This is a genomic window from Massilia pinisoli (assembly GCF_024753285.1).
Lineage (GTDB): Bacteria > Pseudomonadota > Gammaproteobacteria > Burkholderiales > Burkholderiaceae_D > Telluria > Telluria pinisoli.
Genome location: NZ_JANUGW010000008.1, coordinates 156179 through 169828, shown reverse-complemented (window position 1 = coordinate 169828; position 13650 = coordinate 156179). Strand labels below are relative to the sequence as shown.

General features: G+C 66.8%; 14 protein-coding genes. 7 read left to right on the top strand and 7 right to left on the bottom strand.

Translation table 11 applies throughout. From position 1 onward, the window contains the following. The first annotated feature begins 60 nt into the window (after positions 1-60). The 5 genes from NX784_RS13375 (at position 61) to NX784_RS13355 (ending at position 3075) form a co-directional block, all read left to right on the top strand. Positions 61-1005, top strand: a complete 945-nt coding sequence (locus NX784_RS13375) for a LysR substrate-binding domain-containing protein (RefSeq protein WP_258817161.1) — start codon at positions 61-63, stop codon at positions 1003-1005. A gap of 162 nt (positions 1006-1167) precedes the next feature. After that, positions 1168-2022, top strand: a complete 855-nt coding sequence (gene ubiA, locus NX784_RS13370) for a 4-hydroxybenzoate octaprenyltransferase (protein ID WP_258817160.1) — start codon at positions 1168-1170, stop codon at positions 2020-2022. A 39-nt stretch (positions 2023-2061) separates the two neighbouring features. Then, positions 2062-2382 carry an ElaB/YgaM/YqjD family protein gene (locus NX784_RS13365; RefSeq protein ID WP_258817159.1) on the top strand — a complete coding sequence of 107 codons (321 nt, stop codon included), beginning with the start codon at positions 2062-2064 and terminating at the stop codon, positions 2380-2382. Beyond that, complete coding sequence (locus tag NX784_RS13360) at positions 2382-2789, top strand: phage holin family protein (protein WP_258817158.1); 408 nt, start codon at positions 2382-2384, stop codon at positions 2787-2789. The genes NX784_RS13365 and NX784_RS13360 overlap by 1 nt, the downstream gene beginning before the upstream one ends. Continuing rightward, the gene (locus NX784_RS13355) at positions 2782-3075 is read left to right on the top strand and encodes a hypothetical protein (RefSeq protein ID WP_258817157.1); all 294 of its coding nucleotides are present in this window, start codon (positions 2782-2784) and stop codon (positions 3073-3075) included. Before NX784_RS13360 ends, NX784_RS13355 begins: the two co-directional genes overlap by 8 nt. Before the next feature lie 4 nt (positions 3076-3079). Here the strand turns inward: NX784_RS13355 and NX784_RS13350 are convergent, their stop codons facing one another. From NX784_RS13350 to NX784_RS13325, 6 genes are all read right to left on the bottom strand, one after another. Beyond that, positions 3080-3484: a hypothetical protein gene (locus NX784_RS13350; RefSeq protein WP_258817156.1), complete on the bottom strand. Its 405-nt coding sequence runs from the start codon at positions 3482-3484 to the stop codon at positions 3080-3082. A gap of 95 nt (positions 3485-3579) precedes the next feature. Beyond that, entirely contained in the window at positions 3580-4923 is a 1344-nt protein-coding gene (locus NX784_RS13345; RefSeq protein WP_258817155.1) for an MBL fold metallo-hydrolase, read from the bottom strand. After that, a complete protein-coding gene (locus NX784_RS13340) occupies positions 4924-5151 on the bottom strand; it encodes a hypothetical protein (RefSeq protein WP_258817154.1) in 228 nt (75 codons plus the stop codon). Positions 5152-5202: 51 nt separating this feature from the next. Continuing rightward, complete coding sequence (locus NX784_RS13335; protein ID WP_258817153.1) at positions 5203-5601, bottom strand: VOC family protein; 399 nt, start codon at positions 5599-5601, stop codon at positions 5203-5205. Between the two features lie 96 nt (positions 5602-5697). Next, a complete protein-coding gene (locus NX784_RS13330; RefSeq protein WP_258817152.1) occupies positions 5698-7713 on the bottom strand; it encodes a phosphocholine-specific phospholipase C in 2016 nt (671 codons plus the stop codon). Positions 7714-7791: 78 nt separating this feature from the next. Beyond that, positions 7792-8682, bottom strand: coding sequence for an alpha/beta hydrolase (locus NX784_RS13325; protein WP_258817151.1), 891 nt, complete (start codon positions 8680-8682; stop codon positions 7792-7794). Positions 8683-8869: 187 nt separating this feature from the next. On the opposite strand from NX784_RS13325, the gene NX784_RS13320 reads away from it, so the two are divergent. Together NX784_RS13320 and NX784_RS13315 are read left to right on the top strand one after the other, a co-directional pair. Continuing rightward, positions 8870-11767, top strand: coding sequence for a glycoside hydrolase family 31 protein (locus tag NX784_RS13320; protein WP_258817150.1), 2898 nt, complete (start codon positions 8870-8872; stop codon positions 11765-11767). Between the two features lie 17 nt (positions 11768-11784). After that, a complete protein-coding gene (locus NX784_RS13315; RefSeq protein WP_258817149.1) occupies positions 11785-12786 on the top strand; it encodes a family 43 glycosylhydrolase in 1002 nt (333 codons plus the stop codon). 3 nt (positions 12787-12789) lie between these two features. Here NX784_RS13315 and proC read toward each other — a convergent pair whose 3' ends face one another. Beyond that, positions 12790-13608 carry a pyrroline-5-carboxylate reductase gene (proC, locus tag NX784_RS13310; protein ID WP_258817148.1) on the bottom strand — a complete coding sequence of 273 codons (819 nt, stop codon included), beginning with the start codon at positions 13606-13608 and terminating at the stop codon, positions 12790-12792. Between the last annotated feature and the right edge of the window lie 42 nt (positions 13609-13650).

The window sequence follows — 13650 nt, the reverse complement described above, 5'->3', positions numbered from 1 at the left end:
CCTAAAACACAGGCAAACGTGTCTTCCAGAACACGGCCGGTAAGAACATAATCAAAAACCATGACACTGACCGAACTGAAATACATCGTCGCCGTTGCGCGCGCCCGCCACTTCGGGCATGCGGCCGAAGCGTGTTTCGTGGCCCAGCCCACGCTGTCCGTCGCCATCAAGAAACTCGAGGACGAGCTGGGCGTGACCCTGTTCGAACGGGGCGGGTCGGAAGTGTCCGTCACGCCGCTCGGTGCGCAGATCGTCGCGCAGGCCGAGCGTGTGCTCGAGCAGACGGCCGCCATCAAGGAACTCGCGAAGCAGAACAAGGATCCGCTGTCCGGGCCGCTGCGCCTGGGCGTCATCTACACGGTGGGCCCGTACCTGCTGCCCCCGCTCGTGAAGAACCTGATCGAGCACGTGCCGCAGATGCCGCTCGTGTTGCAGGAAAATTTCACGGTGAAATTGCTCGACCTGCTACGCCAGGGCGAGCTGGACGCCGCCATCATGGCCTTGCCGCTGCCCGAACACGGCATGGCCGTGCAGCCGCTGTACGACGAACCGTTCGTCGTCGCGATGCCGAAACATCATCCGTGGGCCAGCCGCACGGAGATCGCCGCCGAGGACCTCAAGAGCGAGACGATGCTGCTGCTGGGCACGGGCCACTGCTTCCGCGACCAGGTGCTCGAAGTGTGCCCGGAGATGGCGCGCTTCTCTTCGTCGCCGGGCAACGGCATGCAGCGCACGTTCGAGGGCTCGTCGCTGGAGACGATCCGCCACATGGTCGCGAGCGGCATCGGCCTGACGGTGCTGCCGCGTGCCTCGGTGCCGGACATGAAGGACCCGCACGGCATGCTGACGTTCGTCCCGTTCAACGACCCGGCGCCGTCGCGCCGCGTCGTCATCGTGTGGCGCAAGAGTTTTACCCGCCGCGCCGCCATCGACGCCGTCGTGAAGGCCGTCGCGGATTGCGGACTGCCCGGCGTCGAGATGGTCACGCTCGAAGCCGCGGCCTGACGGACGGCGGCGCGCTCGCCGCCGCCATCCCGCACAAGGCATCGCCCTGCAACACCGCGTTGCGCGCCGCCGCCCGCATGCCCGCGCTCCGGGTCGCCAACTGTCGGCCGCGGCCCGACAGGCTACAATCCTGACCTTGCTGATATTCAATCACTCCAGAACATGAACAAGCTGGCGCTCTATTTCCGCCTGGTCCGGGCCCACAAGCCGATCGGCATCCTGCTGCTGCTGTGGCCCACGCTGTGGGCATTGTGGATGGCGTCGAACGGCCATCCCGATCCGCTGATCCTCGCCATCTTCGTCGTCGGCACGGCATTGATGCGCTCCGCCGGCTGCGCGATCAACGATTACGCCGACCGCGACTTCGACCGCCACGTCAAGCGCACGGTGGACCGCCCGCTGACCAGCGGCCGCATCAAGGGCTGGGAAGCGCTGATGGTGGCGGCCGTGCTCGCGATCGTGTCGTTCCTGCTGATCCTGCCGCTGAACGCGCTGACGAAGGAGCTGTCCGTCGTCGCGGTGATCATCGCGGGCAGCTATCCGTATTTCAAGCGCTTCTTCGCGCTGCCCCAGGCCTACCTCGGCATCGCGTTCGGCTTCGGTATCCCGATGGCGTTCGCCGCCGTGCAGGGCCATGTGCCGGCCGTCGCGTGGTGGCTGCTCGTCGCCAACGTGTTCTGGTCGCTCGCGTACGATACGGAATATGCGATGGTCGATCGCGACGACGACCTCAAGATCGGCATCCGCACGTCCGCCATCACGTTCGGCCGCTACGACGTGGCGGCGATCATGGTGTGCTACGCGGCGACCTTGGGCATCGACCTCGCGTGCGGCTGGTCGCTGGGGCTGCGCTGGTGGTTCGTGGCGGGCATTCTTGTTGCGGCCGGGATGGCCGTCTACCACTACACGCTGATCCGCGGGCGCGACCGCATGCGCTGCTTCGCCGCGTTCAACCACAACAACTGGTTGGGTGCGGCCGTGTTCGCTGGCGTCGCGCTAGACTATGCATTAGGATAATATTGTCCGTAACATAATCGATAACGAAAAGGTTCACCCATGATGGAAAAAATCCCGACCCAGTCCGGCGCCCGCGACCAGTTGCTGTCCGACCTGAAGACCGTCATCCAGGACGCCGAGGCGTGGCTGCGCCACAGCGGCCACCTGACCGGCGAAGAGTTCAAGGCCGCCAAGGTCAAGTTCGAGCGCACGCTCGTGAAGGCCAAGGAAGACATCATCCGCCTGGAAGAAGCTGCGGTCGAAAAAGCCAAGGTCGCCGCCAAGGCCACCGACGAGTACGTGAAGGAAAATCCGTGGAAGGCAGTCGGCCTCGGCACCGCAGTCGGTGTCGTGATCGGCATGCTGATCGCCCGTAAATAATGGGTTTCCTGGCGGCCGGAGGGCGCATCGCGGCGACGCTCGCCGCGATGGTCGGCACGCGCCTGGAACTGGCCGCGGTCGAGTTCCAGGAAGACGCGCGCCGCCTGCTGGGCCACGTCGCGTGGACGTTACTCGCCGTGTTCCTCGCGGCCGGCGCGCTGCTGCTCGCCGCGCTGTTCGTCATCGCCCTGTTCTGGGACACGTACCGCCTGCAGGCCGTCGGCGGCATGGCCGTCCTGTTCGGCGCGCTGGCCGGTATCATCCTCATGAAGGTGCGCGCCGGCATGAACGCGGAGGCGCCGCTGCTGTCCGCCACCTTGGCCGAGCTGCGCAACGACATCGACTACTTGCGCCACGCGGCGGCGCATCACACGGCCAACGCGCATGCGGGAGGCGCCGATGAATAAGGCCGCCCTCGCCGCCCGCCGCGCGGCATTGATCGAACGATGCGCGGAACAGCGCGTGGGCCTCGCCTACGAACTGAAGGCGCTGCGGCCGTCGACCGCGCTGGCCGGTTTTCCGCTGGCGGGCTATGTCACCGCCAACCGCAAGCTCGTGCTGGGCGCGGCCGGCACTGTGCTGGGGCTCGCCTTCATGCGCCGCAAACGCCTCGCGGGCCTCGCCACGTCGGCGCTGTCCGTGTGGAAGACGGCGCGCGGCGCGCTGGGCATCCTCGCGCAGCTGCGCCGCTGACCGGTCACTGACGGCAGGTCAGGCGCACGACCTCGTTTTCACGCACGACGACCCGCATCGCCTCGCTGTCGCCGCAGCGATACACGATCCGCAAATGTTTCGGCTGGCCACGAGCCGGGTCGCCGCACAAATGGTTGCCGGCGCGGGTGTTGCCGTCGTTCCGTTCGACCTCGTTGCGCACGGCCCTGAGCGCGTCGCAGGTCATGCCGCGCGCACCGTATTCCGCTTCCTCGACGTGCACACGGGGCCAGTGCCGGCCTTGCTCCTCGAGGGCGGCGTTCTTGCCGGCAACGAAGCCGTCCGCGTAACCCCGCCGATATTCGGTACTCTGGGCGAATACGGACGCCGACGCGGCGGTCAATGCGAGGATGGCGGCGACACGCATGACAGGCAGGTGGTGGATAGCCATTGTCTTCTCCTGATCAAGTTGATGATCGATGCTACCGTACAGCTCAGCCACGTTCTGTACGGCCGGTCACACTTGTCGGTTCAGGCCGGGAAGTGTCAACGGCCCAGCAGCCGCCGCAACTGTGCCCGCTGGTAGGCGCCGAAGCCCTCGCTGAACAGGCAGCGGATCAGCGGATCGTCGACGACGTCCGCGTCGGCGAGGTCGCGTTCCGTATCGGCATCGAACTGGGCATCGTTGATCCGGACGTACATCGACGTCAGCGATTCGCCCAGTGCCAACGCCGCGTACAACTTCGCGGCGGGGACGTCGGTCGTCCAGCCCAGCGGGCCGTCGTCGACGCCGGCATGCGTCGCGCTGCCCGGCTCCAGGTGGTAGCGGAAGCGCGTGACGGCGCCTTCATGATCGTAGATCGCCAATTGCCAGACGCGGGGCTGGTCGAAGTATTCGCAGCCGGCTTCCGTGTCCGCGTATTTGTCGAGCAGCGTCACACGGCAGTAGTCCAGCACGCGCGTCCACTGGTCGTGCGTCAGCGCGGGGACATGGCGGGCGATCCCGCCCGTCGGCGGCGCATCGGCATTGCCTTCGTAGACGTAGTCGACGTCCTGGTCGCCGACCGGAATCACCCAGTCCAGCGGCGGCGCCGGGTGCAGCCCATCCGCATCGAGCCGCAGCGAGACCGATGGGTTCATGCGCACGACGCGCGCCCGCGGCAGCGCCGCCCCGACTTCCTGCGCGAACCTGGCATACGAGATCGGGAAGAACGCGCGGTTGTACCACGACCACGGCTCGAGGACGAACTGGCAGGAACTCGGCACGACGTGGCGCGGGTCCAGCGCGCGCAGCTGCGCGAGCCACTCGTCCGGCAGCGCGGGCGGCGCGGGCGCGGCGCGTGTCGGCGCCAGTACCTCGATCTCGCGCATCGTCTGGAATGGCCACAGCACGAGGTCCCACGGCTTTTCCGCGACGAGGCGCGCGAGTGCCGCGTCGTCGATCCAGGAATCGACGACGTTCAGCACGTTCAGCCCGGCGGCGCGGATCTGGAACATCGAGTCCACCTCGGCATCCATCGCTTCGCGCGGCACGACCTGGAACGACCCCACGTCCACCGGCTCGTCCAGGCGCAGCGCGTGCACGTGCGTGAAACCCAGTTCGCGCACCATGTCGAACAACTCGTCGAACAGGCAGTACAGGTACAGCGGGGTCGCGCGGTCGAGCAGGTCGAGACTCTCGAGCGAGCAGTGGTCGTCGTGGAAGTGCGAGATGAACACGGCGTCGAAGCGCTGCTGCCGGATCAGCGCTAGGTCGAACCGCACGTCGGGAAACGCGTGGCAGTTGTGGCTGAACGGGTTTTCGAAGATCGTGTCGAAGGCGATGCGCGTGCCGTCGCACTCGAACACATAGCCCGCGTGCAGGATGCGCGAGACCGTCAGCGCGGCCATTCAGTCGAGACGCTTCAGGCGCTGGCCCAGGATGCCCCAGCGGCAATCGACGCCGTCCAGCCGGGCGCACAGCGCCCAGCCGGTGCCGATCTTCTCGACGGTGACGTCGGTCTCGATTTCCTTGGCCAGCTTCTCGGCCCAGCCGCGCGCGGCGCCCTGGCCCTTGAAGAGCTCATTGCCTTCGTAGATGACGGTGGCGTCGAAGACGGGCATGGCGAATACGGTCATTGCTTCCTCTGCATGGGTACATGAACCGTTATCGTACCACCGGCGTCTCCGTCAGTCCTTCGGCGCCATCCAGACGAGGTTCCACAAATGGCCGTCGAGGTCTTCGAAACCCTGGTCGTACATGAAGCCGTTGTCCTCGGGCGGATGCGGGATGCGGGCACCGGCGGCGGTCGCCTTCGCGATCAGGCTGTCGACCTCCGCACGGCTCTCGCAGCTCAGGCAGATGATGACTTCGTTGGCCTCCTTCGCTTGCACGACGGGCCGCTTCGTGAAGGAGCTGAAGAAGGTTTCGGTCATCAGCATGACGCGGAGCGTGCCGTCCACGACGTTCATGAACGCCGCGTTCTCGTTGCTGTATGCCGGATCGACACTGAAGCCCAGCGCGGCAAAAAAGGCCTTGGAGCGTTCCAGGTCCTTGACGGGCAGGTTGAAGATGATCTCTTTGTTCATGACGTCCTCGTGTGAAGTGGGTGGATGACGGGTCCTGCATGTTGACGACGAACGGCGGCACACGGAATCGACACGGCCGCGAAAAATAGTCGCAACTTACCAGGCCAGGGCGGACGCGAGCCCCAGCGCGGGATCGGACGTCGCGTCGAACCCCGTCTCGACCCGGCCGGCGAACCGCCACGCCGCGTCGCCGCAGCGCACGGCCGCGTCGTACCACGGGCCGGGCAGCGCGATGAGCTCGACGGCGCCCGCGGCGAGACTGACCGTACGCGGCGCCGGATCGGCATACGCCAGCATCGTCACCGTCGCGTCGCGTGGCGCATCCGTACCGTTGCGCAGCTCGAGCACGATGCGCTCGCCCGCGCGCGCGGCGCGCACGGCGATGCCCGGCACCCCGGTGCCGCGCAGGCCGCGGTGAAAGCCGTTCGGGCCGAGGATCCATAAATCGTAGGCGCCGGATACCGGCCAGGTGTCGGCCAGCTGCTTGCCCGCTTCCACCGTGTAGCGGCGCGGGACGGCTTCCAGGCGCAGGCGGTCGTAGACGTGGAACACGGCGCCGGCCGTGCCGCCGTTCGCGAACGCCAGCACGACGCGGTCCGGGCCCGGGTCGGCCAGCACTTCGAGCAGATAGGGCAGCGCGCGCGACGGCCGCGTACCCTCCTCCTGGCGCGGCGCTGCCTGCGCGGATTCCGGCGGCACCTCGATGGCGGACGTGGCGCGCTGGCGGTCGCGTTCCGCGTCGGCTTGCGCCGTGCCGAACCCGGGCAGGCGCGGGACCGCCGCATCGGGCGAAGCGAAGTCGAAGCAGCTCGTCAGGTCGCCGCAGACGGCGCGGCGCCACGCACCGATGTTCGGCTCCATCACGCCGAAGCGGCGCTCGAGGAAGCGCACGATCGACGTGTGATCGAACACCTGCGAATTCACCCAGCCGCCCTTGCTCCACGGGGACATCACGAGCATCGGCACGCGCGGCCCGAGGCCGTACAGGCAGCCGTCGCGGTGGCACTCGTCCGCGAAGCCGACGGTGGACTTGCCGGCGCGCGATCCGTCGGGCAACAGCGCGGGCGCGGCGGGCGGCGGCATGTGGTCGAAGAACGCGTCGTTCTCGTCGTACGTCAGCAGGAACACCGTGCCGCTCCAGACGTCCGGGTCGGCGAGCAGCGCTTCCAGCACTTGCAACGTGTACGCGCCGCCCTGTACGGGCGTGGACGGATTCGGATGCTCGCTGTACAGGCGCGGCGGGATGACCCAGCTGACCTGCGGCAGGCGGCCATGAAGGACGTCGTCGCGCAGGCCGTCCAGCGTGGCGTCGCGCAAGGTGGTCGACAAGCCCTTGTCCGCCAGCGGATGCGGACGCGCCGCGTGCGCCGCGCGAAAACTTTTGAACGTCTGCAGCAGGTTGCAGCCGTAGTTATCGGCCATGTCGTTGTAGACCTTCCAGCTGACGCCCGCCGCGTCGAGCCGTTCCGGATACGTGGTCCACGTGAAGCCCCGTTCGACGGGGCCGAAGCCTTCCATGCGATTGTCGATGGCGGGGCCGCCGTGGCGGCCGGACGGATCGTTCGTCCCCGTCATCATGAACAGGCGGTTCGGATTCGTGCCGCCTTGCAGCGAGCAGTGATAGCCATCGCACAGGGTGAATGCGTCGGCCAGCGCGAACTGGATCGGCAGCTCGGCGCGCGTGTAATAGGCCATCGACGCATCGGTCTTCGCGCGTGGCCAGTTGCCCATGCGGCCATCGTCCCACGCGGCTTGCGCGTCGGGCCATGTGTGCGGCAGGTCGAGCGCGGGCTGGGCGTTGCCGGCGCTGCCATCCAGGCGGTACGGCATGACGATGCGGCGGCCGTTGTGCTGCTGCCAGACCGTGCGGCCGCCGTGCACGGGAATCGTCATCCGGTCGCCGAAGCCGCGCACGCCGGCCAGCGTGCCGAAGTAATGGTCGAGCGAGCGGTTTTCCTGCATGAGGATGACGACGTGGCGCACGTCGGCGATGGTGCCCGTGCCGCGCCGCGGCGGCACGGCCAGCGCGGCCCGCAGCAGCGGGGGCAGCGCGCCGAGCACCGTCGCGGCGGTGACGTTGCCGAGGAAGCGGCGGCGTGACGGAGACGGCATCGTGCATCCTTTCGCCATGCGTGTTCGATGAGTCAGAATCTAGCACGGCCCGATGACAAAAGGATTGCACGCGCGCGCTTACTCCCCCTGCTGCTGCATCGCCTTGGTCAGCCCGCTCGGCCCGGACGGCTTCTTCGGCTTCCACACCCACATCAGCCCGCGCACATAGCCGTCGCCCTTCACGGACGTGTGGTCGAGCCCTTCCATCGTCCACGTCTGCAGCGCGAGGCCCTGGTAATGCCGGTCGGCCAGCTGCTTCTGGAATGCGACGATGGGTTCGCGGAACGCGGGATATTCGATGCCGCCGTGCGAGATGAACACGCGCGCCGGAAGCGTCTGATGGTCGCGGGCATAAGCGGCATCGACCTTGCCGAGCGCGCCGTGGTCCCAGCCGGCCGCGGGGCTGATGGCGATGTGGCCGGCGAAGAAGCCCGGTGCCTTGTACGCGGCCGCGATGGCGAACAGGCCGCCCAGCGAACTTCCGGAGATCACGCGGTCCGTCTTCTCGGCGCGGAAGCGGCTCTCGATCAGCGGCGCGACCTCCTTCGTGATGAAGCCGAGGAACGCGTCGGCCTTGCCGGAATCGGCGTCCGTCGCCGTGATCGTGTAGTCGCGGCGGCGCTCCACGTCGTAGTCGGCGCCGGCCGGGTATGACAGGCCCACCATGATGAACTCGGGCACCTGGTTGTCATAGACCAGGTTGCCGTAGGTGGCGGTGAGCAGCGGCGTGTCCCAGTACGCATCGAGGAAATACAGCACGGGGTAGCGCTTTTCCGGATGCGCGGCGTAGCTCGACGGCAGCACGACCACCAGTTCGTGCGCCCTGCCCGTCGACTGCGATTGCACGGGGATGATCCGCGTGTTCTCCAGCACGAAGTGGCGTTCGCCCGGCGGGACGGCGGACTGCTGTGCCCAGGCCGGGATGCCAACGCTCAGCGCGACGGCGCATGCTGCCAACAGCGTTTTCATCGATGTCTCCTTTGTCGTTATCGGGATCAGGGGATGATGATAGCGCTATCTCGATGTGCCGGGGTACGTACACGGGCGTCTGCGATACTGTTTTCGTTATCGATATCGCAAAAATTTGTATTATCGTCGAACAAATTATTCTGCTAACGTCCGGCCTGCATCCAGCTATCCACAGATCAAGAATCCCATGAAAAAACACATCGCGCTGCTCGCCCTCCTCGCCGCGGGCGCACATGCGGCGCCCTTGTCGGGCCTCGACGCCAACGGCCACCTGCTGCCGGTCGCCGCCGCGACGGCGTCCTTCTCGTATGCACCGATCGCCCACGGCGTGCAGGTCCGCGTCGGCGGCGTGACGAAGAACGTGATCTTCTACGGCCCGACGACGGTGCGCGTCAACACGACGCTCGGCGACAACTTCTGGCGCCATCCGAGCGTCGTCGTGACGCATGCGCCGGCGGCCGTCGCCTTCACGACGCGCGACGGCGCCGACACCCTCACGCTCGAGAGCAAGCTGCTGCGCATCGCCATCGACAAGTCGACGGGCGCCATCACGTTTCAGGATGCGCAGGGCAAGGTCTATACGCAGGAGAAGCGCAGCGCGCCGCAGTCCCTGAAAAAAATCGAGCTGGCCGGCGCGCCGACCTATGAAGCCACCAACACGTTCACCCTGAAGCCGGGCGAAGGCATCTACGGATTCGGCTTCGTGGGCGAAGGCGACGTCAACCGCCGCAACAAGGATCTGCTGCTGGTGCAAACGAACATCGGCATCATCATTCCCGTCATGGTGTCGACGGAGCGCTACGGCATCCTGTGGGACACGTATTCGAAGATGCGCTTCACGGACAACGCCGAGGGCGCCTCACTGTGGGCGGAAAGCGCGCCGGGCGGCGTCGATTACTACTTCATGGCCGGCGCCACGCTGGACGACGTCGTGGCCGGCTACCGCGACCTCACCGGCGCGGCGCCGATGTATCCGAAGCAGGCGTTCGGCCTGTTCATGAGCAAGGAACGCTACCCGACGCAGGACCGCCTGGTCGAGGTGGCGCGCACGTTCCGCAAGGAGCAGTTCCCGCTCGACTACATCGTGCAGGACTGGCAGTACTGGGGCGGCAGCCAGGACGGCAGCTGGAGCGGCATGACGTGGGACAAAGAGCGCTTCCCCGATCCGAAGGGCATGACGAAGGCCATCCATGACCAGCACCTCAAGCTCATGGTGTCGATCTGGCCGTCGATCGGCAACGACACCGCGCTGGCGCACGAACTCGACCAGCACAACTTGCGCTTCGCGCCCCTGCACTGGATTTCCAAGAAGGCACGCATCTACGATGCCTACAGCCCCGAGGGACGGAAGATCTACTTCAAGCACGTCAAGCAGGGCCTGCTCGACGCCGGTGTGGACGCGCTGTGGATGGACGGCACCGAAGTCGAAGTCGGCACGGCCGCGCACAACGCCGGCGACAACGAGCGCGACATCAAGGGACTCGGCACGAACGCCATGGGCGACTTCGCCCGCTACCTCAACCCGTATTCGCTGATGACGACGCTCGGCACGTACGAGGGCCAACGGGCGACCAGCAACAAGCGCGTGTTCACGCTGACGCGCTCCGCCTGGGCCGGCGCACAAAGGACGGCGGCCGCGTCCTGGTCGGGCGACACCCGGGCCAGCTGGCAAACGCTGCTCGAGCAGATCAACGGCGGCGTCAACGTCACCATCACCGGCAACCCGTACTGGACGCAGGATACCGCCGGCTTCTTCATCGGGGGTGGATTCCCCGGCGGCGACAAGAATGCCTCGTATCGCGAACTGTACGCCCGCTGGCTGCAATACGCCGCCTTCAATCCGCTAATGCGCATCCACGGCACCGACATCGAGCGCGAGCCTTACCTGTTCAAGCAGTCCGATCCCGAGATGTACAAGGCACTGCGGGATGCCGTCTACCTGCGTTACCGGCTGCTGCCCTATACCTATAGCCTGAGCTGGAAAGTCACCCATGACGGCTACACGCTGATGCGCGCCCTGCCGATGGATTTCCCGGACGATCCGCGCGTGCGCGACGTCAACGACGCCTTCCAGTTCGGCCCGTCCTTCCTCGTCCATCCGGTCACGCGCCAGATGTACCGCTTCCAGCCGCCGCCGCCCGCCACCATTCCCGCCACCGCCCTGCGCACGCCCGACGGCAAGCCCGGCCTGGCCGGACAATACTTCGAGGGCCGCAACTTCGAGACGCCGCAGGGCAAGACCGTCGACCCCATCATCGACTTCGTGTGGCCCGCGCCGCCGCTGGCCGACATGCCGGCCGGCCTCAAGAGCCTCGATAATTTCTCCGCGCGGTGGACGGGCGCCGTCGTGGCGCCGGAAGACGGCGAATACGAGCTGGGCGCGGAAGGAGACGACGGTTACCGCCTGTACGTCGACGGCAAGCTCGCCGTCGAGGACTGGAAAAACGGAGGCAGGCGCTATGCCGGCACCAAGGTCGTCCTGAAAAAGGGCCAGAGCCTGCCCATCACCCTCGAGTATTACAACGCCACGTCGGAGCGCAACCTGCGCCTGGCATGGCGCACCCCGTCGCAACTGGCCGCCCAGGCGCAGTCTTCGACCACGCCGGACACGACGATGCAAACCTATCTGCCCACCGGCTCCGACTGGTACGACTTCTGGACGCACGAGCGCTTCCAGGGCGGCACGACGGTCGCCCGGGACGTGCCGCTCGACGTCTTCCCGCTGTACGTGCGCGCCGGTGCCATCGTCCCGATGGGGCCAGTCGTCCAATACGCGACCGAGCGGCCGGATGCACCCTACGAGATCCGCATCTATCCGGGCGCCGACGGCAAGTTCACGGTCTACGAAGACGACAACGAAACCTACGACTACGAAAAAGGACGGTACGCCACCTACGACCTGGCCTGGAACGACGCCGCCAGGACGCTGTCGATCGGCGCCCGCAAAGGCACGTTCAAGGGCCTGGTCAAGGCACGCAAGCTGAACGTCGTCATCGTCGGCCAGGCGAATGCGACCGCCATCGAACCGGCCGGCGCGACGAAGTCGGTCACGTATTCGGGCGAGCCGGTATCGATCAAGTTCTGAGTCCCACTGGAGATCGCATGAATTCTTTTCTCGCCGCCCTGGCCCTCGCGCTACCGCTGGCAGCCAGCGCCGCCGACGTCGCGCCCAAGCCCGTGTTCCGCGACCCCGTGTTCGACGGCGCGGCGGACGTATCCATCGTGTACGACCGCGCCGCCAAGCTGTGGAAGATGTTTTATACGAATCGCCGGGCGACGATGAAGCTGCCCGACCCGAAGGACGTCGAGTGGGTGCACGGCACGGCCATCGGCATTGCCACGTCCCCGGACGGCGCGCACTGGCGCTATCAAGGCACGGCCGACTTTCCCAAGGCGTGCACGGACGTGACGCTCTGGGCGCCCGAGATCTACTATGAGGACGGCACGTATCACATGTGGCTTACGATCGTGCCGGGTATCTTCCACCGATGGGGCGGCCCGGGGGCGGATGGCCGCATCGAGCACCTGACCAGCACCGACCTGTCCACATGGAAGTGCGAAGGCACCGTGAAGCTGGACACCGGCCGCATGATCGACCCGACCGTCGTCAAGCTCGGGTCGGGCTACCGCATGTGGTACAAGGACGAGCGCGCCGGCAGCCGGATCCTCGCGGCCGACAGCCAGGACCTGCGCACGTGGAAGAAGCACGGCGACGAACCGGTCAATCCCACCATGGGCGAGGGACCGAAGGTATTCCGCTTCAAGGGCTATTACTGGATGGTCGTCGACGTGTGGAAGGGCCTGATGGTGCTGCGCTCCGACGATGCGACCCACTGGACGGAGCAGCCGGGCTACATCCTGGGCGAGCCGGGCCACCATGCCACCGACCGGGCGAAGGGACAGCACGCGGACGTCGTCGTCGATGGCGACCGCGCATTCATCTACTATTTCGTCCACCAGGTGAACGAGGCGGAAGCCGCCACGGACCCGCGCTGGAACCAGCGCACGGTCATCCAGGTGGCGGAGCTGGTGTTCAAGGACGGCTGGCTCGGCGTCGATCGCGACAGGGACGTCGCGTTCCGGCTGACGGCGCCGACTCCCTGACGCTCAGGCGTCCTTGCCCATCTCCTCGCCCAGCTCGCGCCCGCGCGCGGCAGCGGCCTTCATCGCGGCGACGATCGCCTCCTTGACGCCGGCCGCTTCCATGCTCGTGATGGCCGCGTACGTGGTGCCGCCTTTCGACGTGACGCGCTGGCGCAGCACGTCGACGGGTTCGCTTGACGCCGCCGCCAGCTGGGCCGCGCCCGTGAACGTGGCCAGCGCGAGCGCCTTGCCCTGCTCCGCCGACAGGCCCATCTCCGCGGCCGCCTGCTGCATCGCTTCGAGGAAGTAGAACACGTACGCGGGACCGCTGCCCGACACCGCCGTCACCGGATCGATCAGGCTTTCTTCATCGAGCCACACGGTCTGGCCGACGGCGCGCATGATGCTGTCGGCAGCATCCTTCTGCGCCGCGCTGACGCCGGCCATCGCCACCATGCCCGTGATGCCCTGCCCGATCAGCGCCGGCGTATTCGGCATCGTGCGCACGATGGCGCCGTAGCCGCCCAGCCAGCGCGACAGGTCGGCGCCGCGGATGCCCGCCGCGATCGACAGCAGCAGCGGCATGTTCGCCAGCTGCGATTGCAAATGCACCGTCACGTCGCGCATCTGCTGCGGCTTCACGGCGAGGACGATGACGTCGCTGGCGGCGACGGCCGCGCCGATGTCGGGCGACGTCGTCACGCCATACGTTGCACGCAGGCGCGCCAGCGCGTCGGTGTTGGGGTCGACGACGTGGATGTCCGCCGCCTGCGCGACCTTGCCGGCCAAGCCGGCGATGAGGGCGGTGGCCATGTTGCCGCCGCCGATGAAACTGATCTTCATGCGTATCCTTATTTATGCGTGCTGCGCACGCTTGTCATTTTG

Excerpts from the sequence above, each read along its gene's own strand:
- proC (WP_258817148.1), bottom strand. The coding sequence starts at position 13,608 with ATGAAGATCAGTTTCATCGGCGGCGGCAACATGGCCACCGCCCTCATC.
- NX784_RS13345 (WP_258817155.1), bottom strand. The coding sequence starts at position 4,923 with ATGGCCGCGCTGACGGTCTCGCGCATCCTGCACGCGGGCTATGTGTTC.
- NX784_RS13335 (WP_258817153.1), bottom strand. The coding sequence starts at position 5,601 with ATGAACAAAGAGATCATCTTCAACCTGCCCGTCAAGGACCTGGAACGC.
- NX784_RS13375 (WP_258817161.1), top strand. The coding sequence starts at position 61 with ATGACACTGACCGAACTGAAATACATCGTCGCCGTTGCGCGCGCCCGC.
- NX784_RS13315 (WP_258817149.1), top strand. The coding sequence starts at position 11,785 with ATGAATTCTTTTCTCGCCGCCCTGGCCCTCGCGCTACCGCTGGCAGCC.
- ubiA (WP_258817160.1), top strand. The coding sequence starts at position 1,168 with ATGAACAAGCTGGCGCTCTATTTCCGCCTGGTCCGGGCCCACAAGCCG.
- NX784_RS13360 (WP_258817158.1), top strand. The coding sequence starts at position 2,382 with ATGGGTTTCCTGGCGGCCGGAGGGCGCATCGCGGCGACGCTCGCCGCG.
- NX784_RS13340 (WP_258817154.1), bottom strand. The coding sequence starts at position 5,151 with ATGACCGTATTCGCCATGCCCGTCTTCGACGCCACCGTCATCTACGAA.
- NX784_RS13365 (WP_258817159.1), top strand. The coding sequence starts at position 2,062 with ATGATGGAAAAAATCCCGACCCAGTCCGGCGCCCGCGACCAGTTGCTG.
- NX784_RS13320 (WP_258817150.1), top strand. The coding sequence starts at position 8,870 with ATGAAAAAACACATCGCGCTGCTCGCCCTCCTCGCCGCGGGCGCACAT.
- NX784_RS13350 (WP_258817156.1), bottom strand. The coding sequence starts at position 3,484 with ATGGCTATCCACCACCTGCCTGTCATGCGTGTCGCCGCCATCCTCGCA.
- NX784_RS13355 (WP_258817157.1), top strand. The coding sequence starts at position 2,782 with ATGAATAAGGCCGCCCTCGCCGCCCGCCGCGCGGCATTGATCGAACGA.
- NX784_RS13325 (WP_258817151.1), bottom strand. The coding sequence starts at position 8,682 with ATGAAAACGCTGTTGGCAGCATGCGCCGTCGCGCTGAGCGTTGGCATC.
- NX784_RS13330 (WP_258817152.1), bottom strand. The coding sequence starts at position 7,713 with ATGCCGTCTCCGTCACGCCGCCGCTTCCTCGGCAACGTCACCGCCGCG.